Origin of the sequence: Pseudomonas sp. EA_65y_Pfl2_P78, assembly GCF_963970495.1 — a bacterium.
GTDB classification, from domain to species: Bacteria; Pseudomonadota; Gammaproteobacteria; order Pseudomonadales; family Pseudomonadaceae; genus Aquipseudomonas; species Aquipseudomonas baetica_A.
In genome coordinates this window covers 24,141-48,799 of sequence record NZ_CAXAON010000022.1, presented here as the reverse complement: position 1 = coordinate 48,799, position 24,659 = coordinate 24,141, and the positions used below count along the sequence as shown (strand labels likewise).

The following is a 24,659-nucleotide window of genomic DNA, read 5'->3' as shown; positions in this document are numbered from 1 at the left end:
GGCAGATCCGTTAGCTCAAACCTTGAATCGACCCACCAGCATTTGCAAATGCGTCCCCAGTCGCGCCAGTTCAACGCTGGACGCTGCTGTCTCTTCACTCGCCGCCGAGGTCTGATCCGACACATCGCGCACGTTCAGCACGCTACGGTTGATCTCTTCGGCCACGGCGCTCTGCTGCTCGGCTGCTGCCGCGATCTGCTGGTTCATCGCCTGAATCGCCGAGACGGTGCGGGTGATGCTTTCCAGCGAACCGCCAGCACGACGAGTCAACTCAACGCTGCTGTCAGTCAGGCTGCGGCTGTTGTCCATGATCGTCGCCACTTGCTGGGTGCCGTTTTGCAGGCCGACGATCAGTTCTTCGATCTCTTCGGTGGACTTCTGCGTGCGCTGGGCAAGGCTGCGCACTTCGTCAGCAACCACCGCGAAGCCACGGCCGGCCTCGCCCGCACGCGCCGCTTCAATTGCCGCGTTGAGCGCCAGCAGGTTGGTTTGCTGGGCCACGGACTTGATCACGTCGAGCACGCTGCCAATCTTGTCGCTTTCGCGTTTGAGGTCGCCCATGGCTTCGGTGGAGTGGCCCACCTCAACGGCCAGACGCTCGATCTGGGTGATCGCCTCACCCACCACTTTGTCGCCTTCGCGGGCCTGCTGGTCGGCGGCAACGGCGGCTTCGGAAGCCTCTTCGGCGTTGCGCGCGACTTCCTGCACGGTGGCGGCCATTTCGTTCATGGCGGTGGCGACCTGGTCGGTCTCGATCTTCTGATTGTTGACCCCGGCGCTGGTCTGCTCGGTCACGGCCGACAGTTCTTCGGCAGCGCTGGCGATCTGGGTGACGCCTTCGCTGATGCCACCGATCAACTCGCGCAGGCCTTGGGTCATGCTCTGCATCGAGCGTTGCAATTGGCCCAGTTCATCGCGCCGCAGCGAGACCAGGTTGTGGGTCAGATCGCCGGCCGCCACGCGTTCAGCAACCTGCAGGGTCTGGTTCAACGGAATGATGATCTGCCGGGTGATCGCCCAGGCCGCCAGCAGGCCGAAAGCTACCGCCAGCAGGGTGGCGATGATCAGCATGTTCTTGGCGTGTGCGGCATCGGTGTCGCGCACGATGGTCTGGGATTCGGTGAGTTTTTTGCTCACATCGAGGAGGATGTCGCCCTGAGCCGACATGATTGCCTTGGCCTTGGCGGTGTTGATCTGGGAGTCGCGGAACTGGGCGACCGCTGCGCGATAGGCCTTGATTGAGTCAGTGGCCTGCTGCAGGTTGGCGATGTGCTGTTCCGGCAGCTTCGATGGCAGGCTCTCGAGATTCTTCAGCGCATTGTCGATGGCGTCCAGCGCCGGCTGCTCAGCATCGGCCTTGCCGCTGTAGGTGTAGCCGCGCACCTGATAGCGCGCCTGCTGCAGCAGTTTGCTCAGTTCGATCACGCTGTTGAATTGGGCGACGCTGTCGCCCTGCAGCATGGATTTTTCAACTTCCGAAATCTTCGCCACGGCGTTGTCGGCATTGGCGCCAAGCTTGCTGCGGGCGTCTTCGCGCTGAACGGTGGCCTGGGTCATGTCGGCAAAGGCGCGTTTGTATTCGGCGACGGCGGCCAGTTGCTGATCGACCATTGCCGCATCGGAGGGTTGCTCGATCAGGGTGTGAGCGGTTTGCAGGCCGCTGTCGAGTTTGCCAAGCAGTTCGTTGACGGTGCCGGGACCTTGTTCGCCACGACGGGCTTCATAGTCCAGGCGCGCCAGGCGCAGATCCTTGGTCAGCTCGTTCAGGCCGGAGATGAAACCAAGCTTGTCGCCACGGCTGATGATGCCGCTCATGCCGGTCCAGCCGGTGAAGGTGATCAACAGCGTCAGCACCAGCACCAGGCCGAAACCGATTCCCAGCTTGCGTTTGACGCTGACGTTTCCAAGACTCTCGGCTAACCAACGGTACATGCGACGACTCCCTCAGACCACTCATTGGACTTATGGGAACTGTATCGGCTGGGTGATGGCAATCTGTAACGCCATTTGTCCGCCACAGGGGATGTGGCGAATTTAGAACAGGCGGGCGAGCAGGGCGGTCACGGCGGTTTCAACCCGCAAAATGCGCTCACCCAGTTGCACCGGTTGCAATCCGGATTTGGCCAGCAGATCGATTTCGTAGGGGATCCAGCCACCTTCGGGGCCGATCGCCAGGGTCACCGGTTCGTTGAGCGCGCGTGGGCACGGCGGGTAGTTGCCGGGATGGCCGACCAGGCCGAGAGTGCCGTCGGTGATGGCTGGCAGACGGTCTTCGACAAATGGTTTGAAGCGTTTCTCGATGATGATGTGCGGCAGGACGGTATCCCGGGCCTGTTCGAGGCCGAGGATCAATTGTTCGCGGATCGCTTGCGGTTCAAGAAACGGCGTCTGCCAGAAGCTCTTTTCGACGCGGTAGCTGTTGACCAGAATCACCTTCGACACGCCCATGGTCGCCACGGTCTGGAACACCCGACGGAGCATCTTCGGGCGGGGCAGGGCCAGCACCAATGTCAGTGGCAGCTTGGCCGGTGGCGGTTGGTCGAGGGTGACGCGCAGTTCAGCTTCACCCGCTTCCAGGCGCAGCAACTCGGCCGAACCCATCAACCCGTCTACACGCCCGACCCGCAGGCTGTCACCGACTTCCGAGCGGTGAACGTCCTGCATATGGGTCAGGCGACGATCACGCAGCACCACACGGTCGGGCGCAATGAAATCGGCCTCTTCGAGCAGCAGCAGGTTCATGCCTGGGTCGCTGGCGGCGGGTCGTTGTGATCGTCGGCTGCTTCTTCCGGGCGTTCGCGCTTGCTGACCAGGCTGCCGAACAGAATGCCGATTTCAAACAGCATCCACATCGGCACGGCCAGCAGGGTCTGGGAGAAAATGTCCGGCGGGGTGAGGATCATGCCGACCACGAAGCAGCCGATGATCACGTACGGGCGGATCTTCTTCAGGTATTTGACGTCGACCACGCCGATCCACACCAGCAGCACCACGGCCACCGGGATTTCGAATGCCACGCCGAAGGCGAAGAACAGCGTCATGACGAAATCGAGATAGCTGGCGATGTCGGTCATCATTTCCACGCCGGCCGGGGTGGCGGCGGCGAAGAATTTGAAAATCAGCGGGAACACGAAGTAATAGGCGAAGGCCATGCCGGTGTAGAACAGCAGGATGCTGGAAACCAGCAGCGGCACGGCAATGCGCTTCTCATGCTTGTACAGGCCCGGCGCGATGAAGCCCCAGATCTGATGCAGAATCACCGGAATCGCGAGGAACAGCGAAACCATCATCGTCAGCTTCAGCGGCGTCAGGAACGGCGACGACACGTCGGTGGCGATCATCGTCGCGCCCACCGGCAGGTACTGGCGCAGCGGCGTCGAGACGAAGGTGTAGATCTGCTGGGTGAACGCGAACAACCCGGCGAAGATGATGAAAATCGCCGCCACGCAACGCAGCAGACGGGTGCGCAACTCGGTGAGGTGCGAAACCAGCGGCATGTGCTGGTCGTTTTCGGGGAGATCGCTCATGGGGCTCGCGGCGGCAGTGTAGGGTCGTGAGGCGCTGGTGTGGTCGGCGCGGCGGTTGGGGCTACGTGTTCAACCGAAGTATTTGCAGCAGCGGGCACTGGTTCTTTCGGCGCTGCAACAGGTGCAGGTGCAGGTGCAGCGGGCGCGGCTGGCGCATGAATCGTCTGCTCGCCGACATGCTCAACCGGGGTCGGCTCCTGCTGAACCGGATTGAAAATCTTCCGCGCCTCCTGCTCCAGCGACAGAATGTGCTCGTTGTGCAGTTGCCGACGAATCTCGTCGGCACCGATTTCACGTTCAACTTCCTGTTTGATCGCGTTGAAGCTGCGCTTCAGTCGCCCGACCCACAGGCCGGCGGTGCGTGCAGCGCCCGGCAGTCGCTCGGGGCCCAGCACCAGCAGGGCGACGAGGCCGACGAGCAGCAGTTCAGTGAAGCTGATACCAAACATTAGTCAGTGCTCACACGTCTTTGCGGATCGGCTCTTCAACTTTCTGCGCCTGCACATCGATGGTGTGCGGCGGATTGGCCTGAGCGGTGGCTTGCGGCTGCACCGGTGGCACCGGCTGCGCAGGCGTCACGGTTGGATCGGCGGCTGGCTTCTCGTCGTCGTTCATGGCTTTGCGAAAGCCCTTGATCGACTCACCCACGTCGGTGCCCAGGTTTTTCAGTTTCTTGGTGCCGAACACCAGCACCACGACTACCAGAATGACGATCCAGTGTTTCCAGTCAAAAATGCCCATGTTGCAGTTCCTCTCTCAAAGTTGTTCAGGCGGACGGACGCGAGGCTTTCTCGACGTGTCCGGACAGACCGAAGCGACGATCCAGTTCATCGAGCACAGCCTGCGGATGCTGCCCCAGTTGGGCGAGCATGACCATGCTGTGGAACCACAGGTCGGCGGTCTCGTAAATCACGTCGCTGCAATCACCGCTGATGGCGGCGTCCTTGGCGGCAATAATGGTTTCGACCGACTCTTCGCCGACTTTCTCCAGAATCTTGTTCAGACCCTTGTGATACAGACTAGCCACATACGAGCTGTCGGCAGCGGCGCCTTTGCGCTCTTCGAGCACTTCGGCCAGACGGGTCAGGGTGTCACTCATGTTTGTGTCCTGCGCAATAGATGGCGTGCGGGTCTTTGAGTACCGGGTCGACTGTTTTCCAGTCGCCGTTTTCGAAGACACGGTAAAAGCAGCTTTGACGGCCGGTATGGCAAGCGATGTCGCCGATCTGTTCAACCATCAGGATGATCACGTCGGCGTCACAGTCCAGACGCATTTCATGCAGGGTCTGTACGTGGCCGGACTCTTCGCCCTTGCGCCACAGCTTGCCACGGGAACGTGACCAGTAGATGGCACGGTTTTCCGCCGCTGTCAGTTCCAGCGCTTCGCGGTTCATCCAGGCCATCATCAGCACGCGTCCGGTCTTGTGATCCTGGGCAATCGCCGGCACCAGGCCATCAGCGTCCCACTTGATCTCGTCCAGCCAGTTTTTCATCTTCGACTCCGACAGCGAACCCGCACTTCTAATAGTCGGGTTCAGGCGTTGAAACAGTGTGCCAGCCGATCATGGAACTGGCTATCGGCGAACGACCAGATACAAGCCGACAGCCACCATGATCCCGGCAGGCCAATGCCCCAGTTCGTTCAGCGGGCCACCGGCGGCGAGGACCGTACCGCCCGCCAGATGGGCACTGCCAAGCAGGCGCAGGAACCAGTCGTCCTTGCGTTTGTGCCACGGTGGCGGTGGGTCGTTGGCATGGGGCTGGGACATGCGCTCGAGCAGGTCGCGGGCCATATTGGCCAGGTGCGGCAACTGTTCGAACTGGCTCTGCACGTTGCCGATCAAGGTTTTCGGGCTGACGCGCTCGCGCATCCAGCGTTCTAGGAACGGCTGCGCGGTGTTCCACAGATCCAGATCCGGGTACAGCTGACGGCCGAGGCCTTCGATGTTCAATAACGTCTTTTGCAGCAGCACCAACTGCGGCTGCACTTCCATGTTGAAGCGCCGCGCGGTCTGGAACAGGCGCATCAGCACCTGACCAAATGAAATATCTTTTAATGGTTTTTCGAAGATCGGTTCGCACACGGTACGGATCGCCGCTTCGAATTCGTTGAGCTTGGTTTCTGCCGGCACCCAACCCGAATCAATGTGCAGTTGCGCCACGCGGCGGTAGTCACGCTTGAAGAAGGCGAACAGGTTGCGCGCCAGGTAATCCTGATCCTCGGGGGTCAGGCTGCCGACGATGCCGCAGTCGATAGCAATGTACTGCGGACTCCACGGGTTGACCGTGCTGACGAAGATGTTGCCCGGGTGCATGTCGGCGTGGAAGAAACTGTCGCGGAATACCTGGGTGAAGAAAATCTCCACGCCGCGTTCGGCGAGCATTTTCATGTCGGTGCGCTGGTCGGCGAGGGTCGCCAGATCCGTCACCTGAATCCCGTAGATACGCTCCATCACCAGCACTTTCGGGCGGCACCAGTCCCAATGGACTTGCGGCACGTAGAGCAGCGGCGAGCCTTCGAAGTTGCGCTTCAACTGGCTGGCGTTGGCTGCCTCGCGCAGCAGATCGAGTTCGTCGTAGATGGTTTTTTCGTAATCCTGAACCACGTCAACCGGGTGCAGCAGACGGGCATCCGCCGATACTTTTTCGGCGGCGCGGGCGAGGATGAACAGCCATGCCAGATCCTGCGCGATCACCCGTTTCAGGCCCGGGCGGATGACTTTGACCACCACTTCTTCGCCGGTTTTCAGTTGCGCGGCATGCACCTGTGCAACCGAGGCCGAGGCCAGTGGTTTGACGTCGAAGCGGCTGAAGACTTCGTCGATCTTTCTGCCCAGTTGCTCTTCGATCAGCTTGATTGAAACCTGCGAATCGAACGGCGGCACGCGATCCTGCAGCAGCATCAGTTCATCGGCGATGTCTTCCGGCAGCAGGTCGCGACGGGTCGAGAGAATCTGCCCGAACTTGATGAAAATCGGCCCCAAATCCTGCAATGCCAGGCGTAAACGCGCACCCCGGCTCAGATCCAGCGGCTTGCGCGCAAACCAGCGCCACGGCAGCACAAAGCGCAGCGCCAGGAGGAACCAGGGCAGCGGCAGATCGAACAGCAGGTCATCGAGGCGGTAGCGGATCACGACGCGCTGGATGCGCAACAGACGGCGGACGGCAAGCAGCTTCATGCGTTATCGCTTGGGTCGAGGGATCGGGAAAGGCGCTCGAAACGCGCCTCGAGACGTTCCAGATCAAGTTTGATCCGGTCCAGTTCGCTGAACCGCGCTTCGGCTTCGCGCTGCCCGACGAGGGTGCGTGATTCTTCGGCGAGGTATTCGGCGAGGTTCTGGTTGAGACTGGCAAATCCTTGTTGATACCAGCGTGCGCGGCTGCGCAGATGGCCACCGACCAGATGTGTGGCGACAGGGCCGAGCCAGCGCGAGAGTTCGTACTCCCAGTCCAGCTCGAGGTCCTGCAACACGCCGGCCAGTTCCAGCAGCACGCCGCTGTCGCCATCGAGCTCGACTTGCGGGGCATGCAGCACCGCGGTCTTGTCTTTGCTCAGGGCCAGTTTCACCAGGCTTGAAGCCGGAGCGCGCAGGGTGCAATCGACGCCGGTTTCCCAGTGGGAGGCCAGCATCAGCCCTTCATCACTCGGCAGGATGAACAGTTGCAACGCCGGGCTGCGGCAATCGACGGCAATCACTTTGCCAGTCAAATGCGCCAGCCGCGCCAGCGCCGTGCTGTCGAGACGCAGCACCCGGTTCAGGCCGAGTTCGACGCTGGCCAGCAGCCCGGTGAGCAACATCAGGGCTTGATGCCGCGGTGCAGGGCAACGATGCCCGAGGTCATGTTGTGATAGGTCACGCGGTCGAAACCGGCGTCGACCATCATCGACTTCAGGGTTTCCTGATTCGGGTGCATGCGGATCGACTCGGCCAGGTAGCGATAGCTCTCCGAATCGTTGGTGATCAGCTTGCCCATCAGTGGCATGAAAGCGAACGAGTAGGCGTCGTAGGCTTTGGACATCAGCGCGTTGGTCGGCTTGGAGAATTCCAGCACCAGCAGACGGCCGCCGGGCTTGAGTACGCGCAGCATCGAGCGCAGGGCGTCTTCTTTATGCGTCACGTTGCGCAGGCCGAAGGCGATGGTCACGCAGTCGAAATGGTTGTCCGGGAACGGCAGTTTTTCAGCGTCCGCCTGAACGAATTCGACGTTGCCGGCCACACCCAGATCCAGCAGACGGTCACGGCCGACCTTGAGCATGGATTCGTTGATGTCGGCCAGTACGACCTGACCGGTCGGGCCGACCAGGTGGGAGAACTTCTTGGTCAGGTCACCGGTGCCGCCGGCGATGTCGAGCACGCGATTACCGCTGCGCACGCCCGACAATTCGATCGCGAAACGCTTCCACAGACGGTGCATGCCGCCCGACAGAAGGTCGTTCATCAGGTCGTACTTGGCGGCTACGGAGTGGAACACCTCAGCGACTTTTTCCGCTTTCTGGCTTTCCGGAACGTTTTTGAAGCCGAAGTGAGTGGTGGGTTCGGCATCGCTGCCTTTGCGCTGATCAGTCATATCGCTGTCACCAAAAGAGAATGCGCGACATTCTAATCCCCAAGCCATGCTTTGTCTTGGAATGGCTAAAGGTAAGATGGGCAACCTTCGGGACGATTTGCCGCAGATGCGGTCAAGATTTACCGACAAGCATTCATAAAGCAGGAGTCATTCAATGGCCCGTATTAGTGTTGAGCGTGCCCACAACCTGGGCAAGGAAGCGGCCCGTGAGAAGGCCGACAAGCTGGCGCAGAAACTGTCCGATCAATATGGCCTGGAGCCGCAATGGTCGGGCGACACCTTGAACCTCAAGCGTTCGGGCGTTAAAGGTGCGGTGCATGTCGCCGACGATTCGATCAGGGTCGACGTGGAGCTGGGCCTGATGATGTCGGCCATGAGCGGCATGATCAAAACCGAGATCGAGAAGGCGCTGGATAAAGCGCTGGTCTGATTTACGCCTGCAATCCAATCCCCTGTGGGAGCGGGCTTGCTCGCGACAGCGGTCTGTCAGTCAATGCATAAGGTGACTGACACGACGCCTTCGCGAGCAAGCCCGCTCCCACATTTGTTTCGTGGTGCTCCTGCTGTTTATGTCGGTTGTTAGGGTGCCGTTTCTAATTTTTCTGCCTACTTTGTGCCTGAGCCCGACACTTTCGCGGGCAGTTCCTCAAACCTTCTGCGCGTGAGGTGCACCATGGCCAAAGTAATTTTGAAGAAAAAAATCGACGCTTCGACTTCAGCCCTGAGCGACGTGAAATCCTATGCCCGCAAGATCTGGCTGGCAGGCCTGGGTGCCTACGCCAAGGTCGGCCAAGAGGGCAGCGACTACTTTCAAGAGCTGATCAAGGCCGGTCAAACGGTTGAAAAGAAAGGCAAAAAAGCCGTCACCGAAAAACTCGAAGCGGCCAACACCGAGATCGATGAAGTCAAGGGTGAGGTCAGCTCTTTCAAAGGTCGCGTCGAAGTTCAACTCGACAAGGTCGAGAAGGCCTTCGACTCCCGTGTTGCAAGCGCCTTGAATCGTATCGGCATTCCGTCTAAACATGACGTTGAGACACTCTCTGCTAAGCTCGATGAGCTGACGGCATTGCTCGAACGCGTCGCGCGTAAATCTTAAGGAGAACGGGATGGCTGGTAAAAAGAACACCGATAAAGAAGGCAGCTCGTGGATCGGGAAAGTCGAAGACTACTCCCGCAAAATCTGGCTGGCTGGTTTAGGCGTGTACTCGAAGATCGACACTGACGGCAGCAAACTCTTCGATACATTGGTCAAAGACGGTGAGAAAGCCGAGAAGCTCACCAAATCGGCCGTCGGCAAAAAAGTCGATGCCGCCAAGGACTCTGCTTCTTCGGCCAAGTCGCGCATCAGCGGCGTAAAAGATCGCGCACTGGGCAAGTGGGACGAGCTGGAAGGGGCGTTCGACAAGCGCCTGAACAGCGCGATTTCGCGCCTGGGCGTTCCGAGCCGCAATGAAGTGAAAGCGCTGCACAGCAAGGTGGAAACCTTGACCAAGCAGATCGAAAAACTTACCGGGGAGAAAGCTCGCCCGGTAGCGGCGAAAACCGCTGCAGCCAAGCCAGCAGCCAAAACGGCGGCCAAGCCACTGGCTAAAGCGGCTGCAAAACCTGCGACCAAACCGGTTGCTGCCAAAGCCGCTGCCAAGCCTGCTGCAAAAACTGCCGCAAAACCAGCAGCTAAACCTGCCGCCAAGCCAGCAGCGAAAACCGCAGCCGCCAAACCTGCTGCCAAGCCAGCGGCCAAACCGGCTGCGGCGAAGAAACCGGCAGTGAAAAAACCGGCCGCACCGAAAGCCGCTGCGCCGAAACCGGCCGCTCCAGCGGCCAAGCCTGCCACTTCGGCAACCCCGGTGAGCACGTCGAACTCCGCCGCTGCACCGACTCCGGCGGCCACCCCGACTGTTGCATCGACCCCGTCGACGCCAACCAGTCAGTCCTGATTTTTCAGGAAGCAAGAAAACGCCCGGCCTGCCAAGGTCGGGCGTTTTTGTTTGTGTAGATAATCTCAAGCCGACTGCGAACCCCTGTGGGAGCGGGCTTGCTCGCGAAGGCGGCATTCCGGTCACACAAGATGTCGCGGATGTACTGGCCTCTTCGCGAGCGAGCCCACTCCCGCAGGGTTCCTGGTATTTTCGATTAGTCGTGATCTTCCAGGTATTGCAGCGCCATCCGCTCCGTCGCCACCTTCACCGGCGGCAGCAAGTGCGGCGCCACCAGCATCATGATCTGGTAAACCACCAATCTGACTTCCCCCTCCCGATCAAGAATCCGCTGATAGTCCAGTGAAAACAGCAGCGTCAGGGTGATCTGCTCCACCAATTGCCCCAGCGCCTGCGTATCGCTGACCAACTGTCCTGCCGCCTTCAACCGCGCCAGCAACGATGCCAGTGTGCGTTTCAAGGCATTGAGCAAATGACGAATCCCCTTCGCCAGTTTCGGCAGGCGTCCGGCCAGGTTCGACAGGTCCTGAAACAGGAACCGATACTGCGCCAGTCGCTCGACGATCAGATGCAAGAACAGCCAGTAATCTTCCGGCGCCAACTCCACCTCCGGCGGCGGATCCAGCAGCGGCGCCAACTCATTCTGGAAACGTTCGAACAGTCCGAGTATCAGTGGCTCCTTGCCGTGGAAGTGGTAATAGAGGTTGCCGGGGCTGATCCCCATTTCATTGGCAACTTCCATGGTGGAAACGTTCGGCTCGCCCTTTTCGTTGAACAGTTGCAGAGCACATTCGAGAATCCGGTCGCGGGTTTTCATCCAGTCTTCTTAGAAAAATTCGGTTAAGCGTCAGCGCACATGCACGTAAGTGCCGGGTGCTGCCTCCATCGGTGGATAGTTCGGGTTGCCGAGGGTCATCTGGGTTTCGTGCTGGGCGCCGGAGCGTTGCTGAATCCATTCCAGCCACTGTGGCCACCAACTGCCGTCGACGTGTTTGCCGTCGTAGTACCAGGCGCGCGGATCGCTGCTCATCTTGCCGTTATCGATGTAGGCGGCTTTCGGGTTGGTCGGTGGGTTGAGAATGCTCTGTACATGGCCGCTGTTGGACAGCACAAAACGTCGATCACCCCCCAACAGCAAGGTTGAGCGATACACCGCATCCCATGGAGTGATGTGGTCGTTCATGCCGGCGACGCTGAAACTGTCGACAGTGACTTTCTGCAGATCGATCGGCGTACCGCAGACCTCAAGACCACCGGGGTGGGTCAGCGGGTTGTGCTTGAAGAAGTCCAGCAGGTCGCCGTGAAACGCGGCGGGCAGGCGAGTGTTGTCGTTGTTCCAGTAAAGAATGTCGAAGGCTGGCGGCTCTTTGCCCAACAGGTAGTTGTTGACGAAGTAGCTCCAGATCAAATCGTTGGGGCGCATCCAGGCGAAAACCTTGGACATGTCGCGACCGTCCAGCACGCCCTTCTGATAGGAACGGCGTTTGGCGGCTTCAAGGGTTTGCTCGTCGGCAAATAGCGTGGCCGGGGTTTCGATCTGGCTGTCGAGCAGGCTGACCAGATAGGTCGCGCTGGAGACCCGCCGCAGTTGCCGTTTGGCCTGCAAATGCCCTTGCAGAGCGGCGATGGTCAGCCCGCCGGCGCAGGCGCCCATCAGGTTGACCTCGCGGGCGCCGGTGATCGCCCGGCACACGTTCATCGCTTCTTCCACCGCTTCAACGTAAGTCGAAAGGCCCCATTCGCGGTGGCGCACATCGGGGTTGCGCCAACTGATCATGAAGGTCTGCAAGCCGTTTTTCAGGGCGTATTGGACGAAGCTGTTTTGCGGACTGAGGTCAAAAATGTAGTACTTGTTGATTTGCGGCGGTACTACCAGCAGTGGCTTGGCGTACTGTTTTTCGCTCATCGGTCGATACTGGATCAGCTCCAGCATCTCGTTGCGAAACACCACTGAACCGGTAGTGGTAGCGACGCTTTTGCCGACTTCGAATGCTTGCTTGGTGACCTGTCGAGGCAGGCCGTCGTTGTGCAGCAAATCATCAAACAGATGACTGAGGCCGCGCACCAGACTGTGGCCGCCGGAGTTGAACAACTCCTTGATCGCCAGCGGGTTGAGCAACGTATTGGACGGCGCTACGGCGTCGTTGAGCAGGGTGAAGGCAAACTGCGCGCGCGCGCGATCGTCCGGGCTCATGTTGCTCTCGTCGATCCAGCTTTTGACCTGTTTCTGCCAGGCCAGATACGCCTGCAGACTGCGCCGGTAAAACGGATTCAGGCTCCATGCCGGGTCGGCGAAGCGGCTGTCCTGTGGATTGGTCGGGTGCAGGGTTTCGCCCAGCAGCACGCGGCCCAATTGGCCGCCGAGTTTCAACGCGTGCTTCGCGCTGTGGATCGGGTTGCGCAAGCCATGGACGGCCACGCTGCGCAGGGTCGAGATCAGGTCTCGGCCACGCAGCCCGGCGATCGCACTTTGTGCATTGATGAACACGGCGGAGCTGGGTACAACGCCCTTTGCTGGTTTTTCGCGCATGTATCAACACTCCTTCGTCTTCAGGCCAAAAACAAACTCACCGAACCAGAACACCATAGTCGCTGTTGCGGGTTGTTGCCTGCGGGGCGTCCTGCCACGCATTCTGAAAAGGCACTGCATAAAGCCTGCCGTAGCGGTTAGCCGCCCAGCGGTGTCGGGTGCGGGTGCATCACCGCGCGCTGACGTTCCTCCTCGAGGAATTTCATGATGATCGGCGCCACGGCTTCGGCGCGGGTAATCAGGAACAGGTGACCGTCATCGATGATGTGCAACTGCGCGTTGGGAATGCGCCAGGCGAGCATGCGCATGTTGACCAACGGGATCAGTGGATCGTCATCGCCGGCCAGCACCAGCGTCGGCTGGTGGATCTTGTGCAGCCAGTGAATGCTGGTCCAGCCCAGACCGGCGAACAGTTGCCAGTAGTAACCGAGCTTGCCCGCCGAACGCACTTTTGCTGCGTGGCTGGCGGCCAGGGTCGGGTCACGGCGGAACGAACCGCCGTAGATCAACGGTGCGATACGGATGACATGGGACGGCTGAATGTAGCGCCGGGGGCTGGCCATCATCCACAGCACTTTCGGTTTGCCCGGCACCATCACCGCACCGGCAGCGGTCGCCGCCAGCACCAGTTTCTTGCAGCGCTCGGGGTAGTCGTAGGCGAACTGCTGCGCGAGCGCGCCGCCCCACGACACACCGATCACGTTGACCTGACCATAGTCGAGGTAATCGAGCATCCGTGACGTCAGCTTGGCCAGGCCGGGAAAGCGATACGGTCGGTTCGGCGTCGAGGAACCACCGACACCGGGCACGTCGAAGGCGATCACTTCCAGATCCGGGTCCAGCGCCGCGACAAACGGAAACACCAGCTCCAGGTTGGCGCCGATGCCGTTGAAAATCAGCAAGGGCGTCAAGTGAGGCTTGCCGGGGCGTACCGCCGTGCGAATGGTCTGGCCATCCAGATCGACGGTACGGAATATGAACGGTTGCGGCATGCTTCAGGCCCTGTGGGTCGATCTCAATATCACCCTTAACCCTTGTGGGAGCGGGCTTGCCTGCGAAGGCGTCATGTCAGTCAATATCGATACTGGCTGAACGATCGCTTTCGCGAGCAGGCTCGCCCCCACATTGGGGATGAGGTGTGTCAATTACCGCTCATGTACATAAGTGCCCGGCGATGCTTCGCCTGCCGGATGCGCCTTGTTGCCCAGTTTCATTGGAGCCTTTTTCAGATTGCCCGAGCGCTCGGCCTGCCACGCCTGCCAGTACAGCCACCAGGAATCCGTGTGCTTGGTCGAGTTCTCTTGCCAGTCATCGGCGTTGGCGGCCATCCCTTCGCTGGTCATGTAGCGCGATTTCGGATTACCCGGCGGGTTCAGAATGCTCTGGATGTGGCCGCTGCTCGACAATACGAATTCAACCTTGCCACCAAACAACTGCGCCGACTTGTAGCAGGACTTCCACGGGGTAATGTGGTCGTTGGTGCCGGCCAGCGAAAAGATATCGGCGGTGACTTGCTTGAGGTCGATCGGCGTGCCGCACACTTCCAGTGCATTGGGGCGGATCAGTGGATTGTTTTTGAACATCTCGATCAGGTCGCCGTGGAACGCGGCCGGCAACCTTGTGGTGTCGTTGTTCCAGAACAGAATGTCGAACACCGGCGGCTCATTGCCAAGCAGGTAGTTGTTGACCCAGTAGTTCCAGATCAGGTCGTTGGGGCGCATCCACGCGAAAACCTTGGCCATGTCTTTGCCTTCGAGCACGCCGGCCTGATACGAGTGGCGCTTGGCGGTCTCCAGGGTCTGCTCGTCGACGAACAGGGCAACGTCGCTGTCCAGGGTGGTATCGAGCACGCTGACCAGCAGGGTCAGGGCGTTGACCTTATTCTGGCCAAGGGCTGCGTAGTGGCCGAGCAGGGCGGTGCAGGTGATGCCACCGGAGCAGGCGCCGAGCATGTTGATGTCTTTGCTGCCGGTGATCGCGGTCACCACATCGACCGCTTCTTTCAGCGCATCGATGTAGGTCGACAGGCCCCACTCACGCTGGGCCTTGGTCGGGTTGCGCCAGCTGACGATGAACGTCTGCACGTTATTGCGCAGGCAGAAACGCGCCAGGCTCTTGTCCGGGCTCAGGTCGAATACGTAGAACTTGTTGATTTGCGGCGGCACGACGAGCAACGGACGCTCGTGGACTTGCTCGGTGATCGGCTTGTACTGGATCAGCTCCAGCACGTCGTTGCGAAACACCACCGCGCCTTCGGTCACGCCCAGGCTCTTGCCGACCTCGAATGCGCCCATGTTGACCTGGCTCGGCATGCCGCCGTTGTGCACCAGATCCTTGGCCAGATGCGAGAGGCCATCGAGCAGGCTTTTGCCGCCGGTCTCGAAGAAGCGTTTGACCGCCGCCGGGTTGGCTGCCGTGTTGGTCGGCGCCATCGCTTCGGTCATCAGATTGATCACGAAATGGCCGCGAGCAACGTCTTTGGGTGACAGGCTGCTGTCGTCGATCCAGGCGTGGAGTTCCTTGCGCCACGCCAGGTAAGTTTGCAGGTAGCGTTTGTAGAGCGGGTTCTGGCTCCACGCAGGATCGGCGAAACGACGGTCATCGCCTGCCGGTTGCAGTTCGGATTTGCCGAACAACACGTTCTTCAGTTCGAGACCGAAATGGGTGACGTGCTTGACGCTATGGATCGGTTGTCTGATGGCCTGTTTCAGCACCATACGAGCAGAGGCCAGCAGATCCTTTCCGCGCAGCCCAACGACGGGATTAAGCCCCAGAGTGTTTTCCGAGGCTTGATACTTCAGGTCATCGTTATTCTTGTTACTCATCTACGACGCTCCATTGTCCTGAGACGAATACCCGGTTTTCTGCTGTGCAGTTCCACAGCCAATGCCAGGTACTACTGCTCGGGTGACCGTTAATTCTGCATAGCTGCTTTACAGTCGTAGAGCACTGCAGGGAACTTGCCAGCTCCATTGGTTACCCGAGTTTAATTTTTTTCGCAAGCGGGCCGATCCTCGACGCCGCAGCAGAGCATTCAAACAGATGAATTTAGAAAATGCCCTCTAAAGAGCAAGACGCTGGGACTAGAGCATCAGCTTGACGATCGACTGATCCGGATCGCGGGTTTTTCCGGCTGCTTTGAGCTCAGCCAGATAATCGGCCCAGAGTGCGTCATGACGTCGCCCCAGCTCATAGAGATATTCCCAAGTGAACAGGCCGCTGTCGTGACCGTCGTCGAAGGTCAGTTTCAGTGCGTAGTGACCGGCCGGTTCCAGCTTGCTCAAGCCAACGTTGAGCTTGCCGAATTGCAGGATGGGTTTGCCGTGGCCCTGGACCTCGGCGGAGGGGGAATGCACACGCAGGAATTCGGCGGGCAGGGTGAACTCCTCGCCGGACGCGTAGGTGAGCGTCAGGGTTTTCGAGGCTTTGTGCAGTTTGATGTCGGTGGGAATTGAGGTCATGGTCTGGCGTCCGTTGTGTGGGCGACCCTGATTCAAATGTGGGAGCGGGCTTGCTCGCGAAAGCGGTGTGTCAGTCAACATGGATGTCGACTGGCACGGCCTCTTCGCGAGCAAGCCCGCTCCCACAGGGTCCGCTACCGCTGTAAGTATGGCTTACAGGATATAACGGGACAGGTCTTCGTTCTGCGCCAATTCGCCCAAGTGGCTGTTGACGTATTCGGCGTCGATCAGGATCGGCTTTTCATCATGGGTGCTGGCCATATCGCCGGCACTGAACGACACCTCTTCGAGCAGACGCTCAAGCAGCGTGTGCAGGCGACGGGCACCGATGTTTTCGGTTTTCTCGTTGACCTGCCAGGCGATCTCGGCGATGCGCTTGATGCCTTCGGGCTGGAACTCGATGTTCAGGCCTTCGGTTTTCAGCAGCGCGCAGTATTGCTCGGTGAGCGAGGCATGCGGTTCGCTGAGGATGCGCTCGAAATCTTCCGGGCTCAGGGCCTTGAGTTCGACGCGGATCGGCAGACGACCTTGCAGCTCGGGCACCAGATCGCTCGGTTTGCTCAGGTGGAATGCACCGGAGGCGATGAACAGGATGTGATCGGTCTTGACCATGCCCAGCTTGGTGTTGACGGTGCAGCCTTCGATCAGCGGCAGCAGGTCGCGCTGCACACCTTCACGGGAGACATCGGCGCCGCCGACATTGCCGCGCTTGGCGACCTTATCGATCTCGTCGATGAACACGATGCCGTGCTGCTCAACGGCTTCCAGGGCCTTGGCCTTCAACTCTTCTTCGTTGACCAGGCGCCCGGCTTCTTCGTCGCGCACCAGTTTCAGCGCTTCTTTGACCTTGAGCTTGCGGGACTTCTTCTTGCCCTTGCCCATGTTGGCGAACAGGGACTGCAACTGGTTGGTCATTTCTTCCATGCCTGGCGGCGTGGCGATCTCGATGCCGGCCACTTCGGCGACTTCGATTTCGATTTCCTTGTCATCCAGTTGGCCTTCGCGCAGACGCTTGCGGAACAGCTGACGGGTGTTGGAATCGGAGCTTGGCGCTTCTTCGTTGCTGAGGCCCATGCGGGCCGGTGGCAACAACGCATCGAGGATGCGGTCCTCGGCAGCGTCTTCAGCGCGGTGGCGCACGCGGGTCATTTCCTGCTCGCGCAGCATCTTGATCGCCGCGTCGGCCAGATCACGGATGATCGATTCGACGTCACGGCCGACATAGCCAACTTCGGTGAATTTGGTCGCTTCGACCTTGATGAACGGCGCGTTGGCCAGTTTCGCCAGGCGACGGGCGATCTCGGTTTTACCGACGCCGGTCGGGCCGATCATCAGGATGTTCTTCGGGGTCACTTCAACACGCAGCTCTTCAGGCAACTGCATCCGGCGCCAGCGGTTGCGCAGGGCAATCGCGACGGCGCGCTTGGCATCGTCCTGGCCGATGATGTGGCGGTTGAGTTCGTGGACGATTTCGCGGGGAGTCATGGACATAATAATTGGCGGTCCTCAAGCAAAAAAAGCCGTGGCACAGGGGCCGTATCAGGCTTCTTCAGCGAGATCCTGCTCCTCAATGGTCTGAGTGTGGTTGGTGAATACACAGATGTCGGCGGCGATACCCAAAGCGGTTTCGACGATTTCACGGGCCGACAGGTCGGTCTTTTTCAGCAGCGCGCTGGCCGCAGCCTGGGCGTAACCGCCACCGGAACCCATGGCGATGAGACCATTCTCAGGTTCGACCACGTCACCGTTGCCGGTGATGATCAACGAGGCATCTTTGTTGGCGACCGCGAGCATGGCTTCGAGGCGGCTGAGGGAGCGGTCGGTGCGCCATTCTTTGGCGAGTTCGACGGCGGCGCGGATCAGGTGGCCCTGATGTTTCTCAAGCTGGCCTTCGAAGCGTTCGAAGAGGGTAAAGGCGTCAGCGGTGGCACCGGCAAAACCGGCGATGACCTGGCCGTGGTAAAGGCGACGGACTTTCTTCGCGTTGCCTTTCATCACGGTGTTGCCGAGAGAAACCTGGCCGTCGCCGCCCATGACGACTTTGCCGTGGCGGCGGACTGAAACGATGGTGGTCAAGGGAAGAGTCTCCACACTGCGGGGCGAAAATGCCTTATGCCCATTCATATGGGGGTGGTGAAGCGGATTTCAACCGGGGAGGGCGCAGGGGGACGAACGGCGAGGGTGTGTCAGGATGACGGGGTGTCAGCCATGACGCCTTCGCGAGCAAGCCCGCTCCCACAGGGTTAGCGCAGATCCTGTGGAAGCGGGCTTGCTCGCGAAGAGTGATGACGCGGTACCGCTGATGGGATCAGCGATTCTGGCGTTGTTGTAACAACAGGTTGCTAAAACCAGCGCCAGCCAGTTGTTTCTGGGCCGTGGTCAGTTGTTCGCGGTTGCTGAACGGACCGACCAATACGCGGTACCAGGTTTCATCCTTCACCGTGCCGGACTCAACGGCCACCGACTGACCCAGCAGAATGATCTGCGCGCGCACCTTGTCCGCATCGGTCTCTTTACGGAACGAACCGGCCTGCAGGAAGAACTTGGTCACCGGCGCCGCTTTCGCCACCGGTGGCGCGGGCGGCGGGGTAATGCCCGACAGCGCAGCTTGAGCCCGTGCCGTGTCGATTTTCGCCGCTTCCGCCGGGGTGACCGGCGTGGTCGGCACTTGTGGCGTCGGCAGGGTTTTCTCCGGCACGGCGTCCGGCGGTACGATCACTTCCGATTCCGGCAGCAGGGTGTAGAAGTCGTACTTCGGCTTCACGGGCTGCGTCGGGCTCGGCGGGGTCTTGTTGGCCTCGGCGATTTTCGACGCTCTCTGCTGCTGTTGTTCGACCTTCTCACGCTTGACCGTGTCGCTGCCCTTGCCCGGTTCCAGTTTCATCAGGAACACGATGAACGCACCGACCGTCAGGCCGATGGCCATCCACAGCCAACCCGGAATCGGTTGCTTCGCAGGAGCTTGGTAACGGCTGGCGCCACGCTTGGGTGCAGGTTTTTTCTTGGCAGCCAACTTACATACGCTCCAGAGTTTCCAGACCCAACAGCTCCAGGCCTTGCTTGAGGGTGCGACCGGTCAGCGCGGCCAGACGCAGACGGCTCTGCATCTGTGCTGGCGTCTCGGCGGCGAGGATCGGGCAGTTCTCGTAGAAGCTGGAGAACAGACCGGCAACGTCGTACAGATAAGTGCAGAGGATGTGCGGCGTGCCTTTGTCGGACACGTTATTCAGCACTTCGCCGAACTGCGCCAGTTTCGCCGCCAGCTCAAGTTCGTGCTCGGCTTCGAGAACGATCTGACCGTCGACTTCGCTGAAGTCCTTGCCCAGTTTGCGGAACACACCGGCCACGCGGGTGTAGGCGTACAGCAGGTATGGCGCGGTATTGCCTTCGAAGTTGAGCATCAGGTCGAAGTTGAAGCTGTAGTCGCTGGTGCGGTGCTTGGACAGGTCGGCGTATTTCACCGCGCCGATGCCAACGACTTTGGCGATATTGCGCAACTCGTCTTCGGCCAGCGTCGGGTTCTTCTCTTTCACCAGGCTGTAGGCACGTTCCTGCGCTTCGGTGAGCAAGTCGATCAGCTTCACGGTGCCGCCGTCACGGGTCTTGAACGGACGGCCGTCGGCGCCGTTCATGGTGCCGAAGCCCATGTGCTCCATTTCCATCGGATGGGTCACGAAACCGGCCTTGCGCGCCACGGCGAACACTTGCTGGAAGTGCAGGGCCTGACGCTGGTCGACGAAGTACAGCGCGCGATCAGCCTTCAATTTGCCACTGCGGTAGCGCACGGCTGCCAGGTCAGTGGTGGCGTACAGGTAACCGCCGTCAGCCTTGACGATGATCACCGGCAGCGGGTCGCCGTCGGCGTTCTTGAACTCGTCGAGGAATACGCACTGGGCGCCGTTACTCTCGACCAGCATGCCGGCGGCTTTCAGGTCGTTTACAACGTTGATCAGGTCGTCGTTGTAGGCGCTTTCGCCCATCACGTCGGCCATGGTCAGCTTGACGTTGAGCAGTTCGTAGATCTTCTGGCAGTGCGACAGCGAGATGTCCTTGAACCTGGTCCACAGCGCCAGGCACTCGGCATCGCCGGCCTGCAGCTTGACCACCAGGCCACGGGCACGGTCGGCGAACGCTTCGGACTCGTCGAAACGCTGCTTGGCGGCGCGGTAGAAGTTTTCCAGATCCGACAGCTCATCGCTGGTGATCGGGTTTTCCTGCAGATACGCCATCAGCATGCCGAACTGGGTGCCCCAGTCGCCGACGTGGTTCTGGCGGATCACTTCGTCGCCGAGGAATTCCAGTACACGGGCCACGCCGTCACCGATGATGGTCGAGCGCAAGTGGCCGACGTGCATCTCTTTGGCCAGATTCGGTGCCGACAGGTCGACCACGGTGCGCTGCGCCGGGCCGGCCTTGCGCACGCCAACATGGGCGTCAGCCAGGGCAGCGTCGAGGCGGTTGGCCAGGGCCTGAGTGTTCTGGAAGAAGTTGATGAAGCCGGGGCCGGCGATTTCCGCTTTGGTGACGTTCTCGTCGGCCGGCAGTGCGGCAATGATTTTTTCCGCCAGATCGCGCGGCTTCATACCCGCAGGCTTGGCCAGCATCATGGCGATGTTGCTGGCGAAGTCGCCGTGGGTCTTGTCGCGGGCGTTCTCCACCTGGATCGCCGGCGTCAGGCCTTCAGGCAACACACCTTCGTTGACGAGTTGGGTGAGGGCTTGTTGGATCAGCTGGCGAATGGTGTCTTTCATGGTCTTCTCTTTCGACCGCAAGCGCGGCGGCGCATCGATGCGCGGGTGGAAAAACTGGGCATTATCCGTTGCGAAGACGGGCTTGCCAACCTTAGCAGGCAGCTTATGGATATGTGGTGACAATTCGGGCCTTTTCGCGAGCAAGCCCGCTCCCGCAAGGGATCGGTGCCAGACACATAATGTATGAACGCCGCAGGTCCAATGTGGGAGCCTGCTCGCGAAGGCGATCTTCAGGTCAATACAGATCCACGGGATCGACATCCAGCGACCAGCGCACCGCCCGCCCACTCGGCATCTGTTCCAGCACCAGCAACCAAGTGGCGAGCAACCGATGCAGTGGCCCCCGTGCTGTCGCCTGTAAAAGCAGTTGCGCACGGTAGCGCCCCGCCCGCCGTTCCATCGGTGCCGGCACCGGCCCGAGCAATTCGATCCCGCTCAGATTCTGCTCAGCCAACAAACGTTCGGCCTCGCTGCATGCCTCATCGAGAAAGCCTTCGGCCTGCCCCGGCTTGTGCGCTTCGGCGCGCAACAGCGCCAGATGTGAAAACGGCGGTAGGCCGGCGGCGCGGCGCTCGCTCAACGCCTGTTCGGCGAACGCGAAGTAACCCTGCTCGGTCAGTTGCACTAATAAAGGATGGTCGGCCAAGTGCGTCTGAATGATCACTTTGCCCGGCTCTTCCGCTCGTCCGGCACGCCCGGCAACCTGAACGATCAACTGCGCCATTCGCTCGCTGGCGCGGAAGTCGCCGGAGAACAGCCCGCCGTCGGCATCGAGGATCGACACCAGCGTTACTCGCGGAAAGTGGTGCCCCTTGGCCAGCATCTGCGTGCCGACCAGAATGCACGGCTGGCCCTTCTGAATCGTCGCGAACAACTGATTCATCGCGTCCTTGCGCGAAGTGCTGTCGCGGTCAACGCGCAGCACCGGGTAATCGGGGAACAGAATCGCCAGCCGTTCTTCGGCACGCTCGGTACCGGCGCCGACCGGGCGCAGATCAACCTTGTTGCACTTGGGGCACTGGCGCGGCACGCGTTCGACGTAACCGCAATGGTGGCAGCGCAGTTCGCCGTGACGCTGGTGCACGGTCATCCGCGCGTCGCAGCGCGAACACTCGGACATCCAGCCGCAATCGTGACAGAGCAGCGTCGGCGCAAAACCTCGACGGTTGAGGAACACCAATACCTGTTGGCCGTTGGCGAGCGTCTGGCCGATGGCTTGCTGCATCGGGCCGGAAATGCCGCTGTCCAGCGGACGACTTTTTACATCCAGGCGCAGGAAGCGTGGTTGCTTGGCACCGCCGGCGCGCTCATTCAGTCGCAGGAGGCCGTACCGACCGGTGTAGGCGTTGTGCAGACTTTCCAGCGAAGGCGTGGCCGAACCCAGGACGATCGGAATGTTTTCCTGCCGCGCGCGCACCAGTGCCAGGTCGCGGGCGTGATAGCGCAGGCCTTCCTGCTGTTTATAAGAACCGTCATGCTCCTCGTCGATGATGATCAGGCCCGGGTTTTTCATCGGGGTGAACAGCGCCGAACGGGTGCCGATAATAATGTCGGCCTCGCCATCGCGGGCGGCAAGCCAGGCGTCGAGGCGCTCGCGGTCATTGACCGCCGAGTGCAGCAGGGCGATGCGCGCATTGAAGCGCTGCTCGAACCGCGCCAGGGTCTGCGGGCCGAGGTTGATCTCCGGGATCAGCACCAGCGCCTGCTTGCCGGCCTCGAGGGTCTCGCGGATCAGTTGCAAATAGACTTCGGTCTTGCCGCTGCCGGTGACACCGGCCAGCAGAAACGCGTGATAACTGTCAAAGCCTGCGCGAATCGCTTCATATGCGGCGCGTTGCTCAGTGTTGAGCGGTAATTCCGGCTGCGCGAGCCAGTGCTCGTGGCGTGCACCGGGTGCATGCCGGCGGATGTCGACTTGCACCAGATTCTTGGCCAGCAACAAATCGAGGCTGTCCTTGCTCAGCATCAGCTTGCTCAGCAACTGATGGGCAACGCCGTGCGGGTGTTGGGCCAGGGTGGCCAGTGCCTCACGTTGGCGCGGGGCGCGTGCGACACGCGGATCATCGAGGCTGGCGCCGGGGGTGATCGACCAGAAGCGTTCCTGTCGCGCTTCGGCCAGTTCGCCCTGACGCAACAGCACCGGCAACGCCCAGCTCAGAGTGTCGCCAAGGCTGTGCTGATAATACTGCGACGTCCACAGGCACAGCTTGAACAGCGCCGGTGGCAGTGGCGGCGTGGTATCGAGCAGGGCCAGTGCCGGTTTGAGCTTTTCCACCGGCACTTCGCTGGTGTCAGTGACCTCGACCAGAATCCCGATCATCTCCCGCCGGCCGAACGGCACCCGCAGACGCATGCCTGGTTGTAACTGGGCGCGCAGCACGCCGGCCGGGGCTCGATAGTCGAACAGGCGGCGCAAGGGTGAAGGCAGGGCGAGGCGCAGAATGGCGTCGGGCACGCGGGGGTCTCTATCAACACAAAAGAAGGGCGAGCGCAGATCAATTGTGGCAGCGGGCGTGCTCGCGAATGCGGTGTGTCAGGCACCGTAATGTTGGGTGAGACGCCGCATTCGCGAGCAAGCCCGCTCCCACAGGAGAATGTGTTCGAGGCCGGGAGCCTAGCAGACGGTCGGTCTAAGGGACAGCTTGCACGATTGACATTGTCTGGTAGAATCCGCGGCCTAATTACGTGCGGTATTCAACAATAGTGTTGGATGGCGGCACGCTAGCTGAGGAAGACACCATGAAAGCTGATATCCACCCGAACTACCCAGAAATCGCTGTTACCTGCAGCTGCGGCAACAAATTCGAAACTCGTTCGACCTTCGGCAAAGCCCTGGCGATCGACGTTTGCAACGAATGCCACCCGTTCTACACCGGTAAGCAAAAGACTCTGGACACTGGCGGCCGCGTTCAGCGCTTCGCCGACCGTTTCGGTGCTTTCGGCAAGAAACCTGCTGCTGCAGAGTAAGGTTGAAGAGCCCGGTGGGCTGTTCCTCACTGCTGAAAAAGGCGTCCCTCGCGGGCGCCTTTTTTGTGTCCGCGATTTGGCTGTCCGCAGCGCAAGCCTTCTGTCCTGTGCCCTCGGGGCTGACTACCGTGGCAGTGCAGCGCGTGGTCGATGGCGACACCTTGCGCCTGAGCGACGGGCGCAGCGTACGCATGATTGGTCTCAACACGCCTGAACTGGGCAGGCAGGGTCGCAGCGACGAACCGTTAGCCGTGGCGGCACGCAAACGCCTCGAAGCGTTGGTGGCTGCCAGTGGCGGACGTGTCGGTTTGCTCCCCGGTAAGCAAGCGAAAGACCATTACGGTCGTACGCTCGCCCACCTCTATAGCGTCAGCGGCGCCAATCTTGAAGCGCAAATGCTCGCCGACGGCCTCGGTTTTCAGGTCGCCGTAGCACCGAATGTCGATTTGGTGGCCTGTCAGCAAGCCGCCGAGCGCAGCGCGCGACAGGCTGGGCGAGGTCTCTGGCGGCAATCACCTGTACTGAAAGCGGAGCAGATCCAGCGCTCGGGTTTCGCGGTGGTCAGTGGTCGTGTGAGCAAGGTGCAACGCAATCGAGGTGGAATCTGGATCGAGTTGCAGGGCGCACTTGTATTGCGCGTTGCACCCAATCTGGTCGGACAATTTGACAACGCTCGCCTGCAAGCGCTGAAGGGCAAGCAAATCGAGGCTCGTGGCTGGGTGGTTGATCGTTCGCGTCGCGGTGGGTTGCAACCGGGTCAGCCGCGTTGGCTACTGCCACTGACCGATCCGTCGATGTTTCAACGCGCTCGCTGAGTAAACTTGTAGACATTTTTCCTGTTGATTGTGAACAGTCAAGCCCTTGCCCGCCGTGGCTCTTGGCCCAAAGTCGTAGGGCTGGGCGCTTGACAGGGGTGA

The 24,659-nt window shown here is 60.4% G+C and carries 25 protein-coding genes and 1 pseudogene; 5 read left to right on the top strand and 21 right to left on the bottom strand.

The features are described from left to right. Positions 1 to 15 precede the first annotated feature (15 nt). From AACY02_RS26060 to ubiE, 11 genes and pseudogenes are all read right to left on the bottom strand, one after another. A complete protein-coding gene (locus AACY02_RS26060) occupies positions 16 to 729 on the bottom strand; it encodes a methyl-accepting chemotaxis protein (RefSeq protein ID WP_401159731.1) in 714 nt (237 codons plus the stop codon). 141 nt (positions 730 to 870) lie between these two features. Then, a pseudogene (locus AACY02_RS26055) lies at positions 871 to 1,815 on the bottom strand (methyl-accepting chemotaxis protein); the annotation flags it as partial. 219 nt (positions 1,816 to 2,034) lie between these two features. After that, the gene (locus AACY02_RS17170; protein ID WP_339432970.1) at positions 2,035 to 2,742 is read right to left on the bottom strand and encodes a 16S rRNA (uracil(1498)-N(3))-methyltransferase; all 708 of its coding nucleotides are present in this window, start codon (positions 2,740 to 2,742) and stop codon (positions 2,035 to 2,037) included. After that, the gene (gene tatC, locus AACY02_RS17165) at positions 2,739 to 3,527 is read right to left on the bottom strand and encodes a twin-arginine translocase subunit TatC (protein WP_260455779.1); all 789 of its coding nucleotides are present in this window, start codon (positions 3,525 to 3,527) and stop codon (positions 2,739 to 2,741) included. Before tatC ends, AACY02_RS17170 begins: the two co-directional genes overlap by 4 nt. Beyond that, positions 3,524 to 3,976, bottom strand: a complete 453-nt coding sequence (gene tatB / locus AACY02_RS17160; protein WP_339432969.1) for a Sec-independent protein translocase protein TatB — start codon at positions 3,974 to 3,976, stop codon at positions 3,524 to 3,526. The genes tatC and tatB overlap by 4 nt, the downstream gene beginning before the upstream one ends. A 10-nt stretch (positions 3,977 to 3,986) precedes the next feature. Beyond that, positions 3,987 to 4,268: a twin-arginine translocase TatA/TatE family subunit gene (locus AACY02_RS17155; RefSeq protein WP_003220847.1), complete on the bottom strand. Its 282-nt coding sequence runs from the start codon at positions 4,266 to 4,268 to the stop codon at positions 3,987 to 3,989. Between the two features lie 25 nt (positions 4,269 to 4,293). Then, complete coding sequence (locus tag AACY02_RS17150; RefSeq protein WP_007909355.1) at positions 4,294 to 4,626, bottom strand: phosphoribosyl-ATP diphosphatase; 333 nt, start codon at positions 4,624 to 4,626, stop codon at positions 4,294 to 4,296. Then, positions 4,619 to 5,020, bottom strand: coding sequence for a phosphoribosyl-AMP cyclohydrolase (gene hisI / locus AACY02_RS17145; protein ID WP_123470722.1), 402 nt, complete (start codon positions 5,018 to 5,020; stop codon positions 4,619 to 4,621). The genes AACY02_RS17150 and hisI overlap by 8 nt, the downstream gene beginning before the upstream one ends. Positions 5,021 to 5,101: 81 nt before the next feature. Continuing rightward, on the bottom strand, positions 5,102 to 6,706 hold the full coding sequence (gene ubiB / locus AACY02_RS17140) for a ubiquinone biosynthesis regulatory protein kinase UbiB (RefSeq protein ID WP_339432968.1): 1,605 nt from the start codon (positions 6,704 to 6,706) through the stop codon (positions 5,102 to 5,104). Beyond that, on the bottom strand, positions 6,703 to 7,326 hold the full coding sequence (locus tag AACY02_RS17135; protein ID WP_339432967.1) for a ubiquinone biosynthesis accessory factor UbiJ: 624 nt from the start codon (positions 7,324 to 7,326) through the stop codon (positions 6,703 to 6,705). The genes ubiB and AACY02_RS17135 overlap by 4 nt, the downstream gene beginning before the upstream one ends. Continuing rightward, positions 7,326 to 8,096 (bottom strand): bifunctional demethylmenaquinone methyltransferase/2-methoxy-6-polyprenyl-1,4-benzoquinol methylase UbiE, encoded by a 771-nt coding sequence (gene ubiE, locus AACY02_RS17130; RefSeq protein WP_221731323.1) that lies wholly within the window; start codon positions 8,094 to 8,096, stop codon positions 7,326 to 7,328. The genes AACY02_RS17135 and ubiE overlap by 1 nt, the downstream gene beginning before the upstream one ends. 154 nt (positions 8,097 to 8,250) lie before the next feature. On the opposite strand from ubiE, the gene AACY02_RS17125 reads away from it, so the two are divergent. The 3 genes from AACY02_RS17125 to AACY02_RS17115 all read left to right on the top strand — a co-directional run bounded on the left by AACY02_RS17125 (position 8,251) and on the right by AACY02_RS17115 (position 10,033). Next, complete coding sequence (locus tag AACY02_RS17125) at positions 8,251 to 8,526, top strand: polyhydroxyalkanoic acid system family protein (RefSeq protein ID WP_339432966.1); 276 nt, start codon at positions 8,251 to 8,253, stop codon at positions 8,524 to 8,526. A gap of 243 nt (positions 8,527 to 8,769) precedes the next feature. Continuing rightward, on the top strand, positions 8,770 to 9,192 hold the full coding sequence (locus AACY02_RS17120) for a phasin family protein (RefSeq protein ID WP_221731321.1): 423 nt from the start codon (positions 8,770 to 8,772) through the stop codon (positions 9,190 to 9,192). Positions 9,193 to 9,202: 10 nt separating this feature from the next. Then, the gene (locus AACY02_RS17115; RefSeq protein WP_339432965.1) at positions 9,203 to 10,033 is read left to right on the top strand and encodes a phasin family protein; all 831 of its coding nucleotides are present in this window, start codon (positions 9,203 to 9,205) and stop codon (positions 10,031 to 10,033) included. A 196-nt stretch (positions 10,034 to 10,229) separates the two neighbouring features. On the opposite strand, the gene AACY02_RS17110 is transcribed toward AACY02_RS17115, so the two are convergent. The 10 genes from AACY02_RS17110 to AACY02_RS17065 all read right to left on the bottom strand — a co-directional run bounded on the left by AACY02_RS17110 (position 10,230) and on the right by AACY02_RS17065 (position 23,230). Then, on the bottom strand, positions 10,230 to 10,850 hold the full coding sequence (locus AACY02_RS17110) for a TetR/AcrR family transcriptional regulator (protein ID WP_339432964.1): 621 nt from the start codon (positions 10,848 to 10,850) through the stop codon (positions 10,230 to 10,232). A 30-nt stretch (positions 10,851 to 10,880) separates the two neighbouring features. Then, positions 10,881 to 12,563 (bottom strand): class II poly(R)-hydroxyalkanoic acid synthase, encoded by a 1,683-nt coding sequence (phaC, locus tag AACY02_RS17105; RefSeq protein ID WP_339432963.1) that lies wholly within the window; start codon positions 12,561 to 12,563, stop codon positions 10,881 to 10,883. A 137-nt stretch (positions 12,564 to 12,700) separates the two neighbouring features. After that, the gene (gene phaZ, locus AACY02_RS17100) at positions 12,701 to 13,555 is read right to left on the bottom strand and encodes a poly(3-hydroxyalkanoate) depolymerase (RefSeq protein ID WP_221731317.1); all 855 of its coding nucleotides are present in this window, start codon (positions 13,553 to 13,555) and stop codon (positions 12,701 to 12,703) included. A 153-nt stretch (positions 13,556 to 13,708) separates the two neighbouring features. Beyond that, positions 13,709 to 15,388, bottom strand: a complete 1,680-nt coding sequence (gene phaC / locus AACY02_RS17095; protein WP_339432962.1) for a class II poly(R)-hydroxyalkanoic acid synthase — start codon at positions 15,386 to 15,388, stop codon at positions 13,709 to 13,711. Positions 15,389 to 15,646: 258 nt separating this feature from the next. Then, positions 15,647 to 16,024 carry a gamma-butyrobetaine hydroxylase-like domain-containing protein gene (locus AACY02_RS17090; protein WP_221731315.1) on the bottom strand — a complete coding sequence of 126 codons (378 nt, stop codon included), beginning with the start codon at positions 16,022 to 16,024 and terminating at the stop codon, positions 15,647 to 15,649. Positions 16,025 to 16,177: 153 nt separating this feature from the next. Beyond that, positions 16,178 to 17,515: an ATP-dependent protease ATPase subunit HslU gene (gene hslU, locus AACY02_RS17085; RefSeq protein ID WP_339432961.1), complete on the bottom strand. Its 1,338-nt coding sequence runs from the start codon at positions 17,513 to 17,515 to the stop codon at positions 16,178 to 16,180. A gap of 48 nt (positions 17,516 to 17,563) precedes the next feature. Further along, entirely contained in the window at positions 17,564 to 18,100 is a 537-nt protein-coding gene (hslV, locus tag AACY02_RS17080) for an ATP-dependent protease subunit HslV (RefSeq protein ID WP_003220875.1), read from the bottom strand. A 232-nt stretch (positions 18,101 to 18,332) separates the two neighbouring features. Beyond that, a complete protein-coding gene (locus AACY02_RS17075) occupies positions 18,333 to 19,037 on the bottom strand; it encodes an SPOR domain-containing protein (RefSeq protein WP_339432960.1) in 705 nt (234 codons plus the stop codon). A gap of 1 nt (position 19,038) precedes the next feature. Beyond that, positions 19,039 to 20,775 (bottom strand): arginine--tRNA ligase, encoded by a 1,737-nt coding sequence (gene argS / locus AACY02_RS17070; RefSeq protein ID WP_339432959.1) that lies wholly within the window; start codon positions 20,773 to 20,775, stop codon positions 19,039 to 19,041. A gap of 235 nt (positions 20,776 to 21,010) precedes the next feature. Further along, positions 21,011 to 23,230, bottom strand: coding sequence for a primosomal protein N' (locus tag AACY02_RS17065; RefSeq protein ID WP_339432958.1), 2,220 nt, complete (start codon positions 23,228 to 23,230; stop codon positions 21,011 to 21,013). A 284-nt stretch (positions 23,231 to 23,514) separates the two neighbouring features. Between AACY02_RS17065 and rpmE the strand changes: the two genes are divergently transcribed. Together rpmE and AACY02_RS17055 are read left to right on the top strand one after the other, a co-directional pair. Continuing rightward, the gene (gene rpmE / locus AACY02_RS17060; RefSeq protein WP_339432957.1) at positions 23,515 to 23,742 is read left to right on the top strand and encodes a 50S ribosomal protein L31; all 228 of its coding nucleotides are present in this window, start codon (positions 23,515 to 23,517) and stop codon (positions 23,740 to 23,742) included. 14 nt (positions 23,743 to 23,756) lie between these two features. Further along, a complete protein-coding gene (locus tag AACY02_RS17055) occupies positions 23,757 to 24,557 on the top strand; it encodes a thermonuclease family protein (RefSeq protein WP_339432956.1) in 801 nt (266 codons plus the stop codon). Positions 24,558 to 24,659 lie beyond the last annotated feature (102 nt).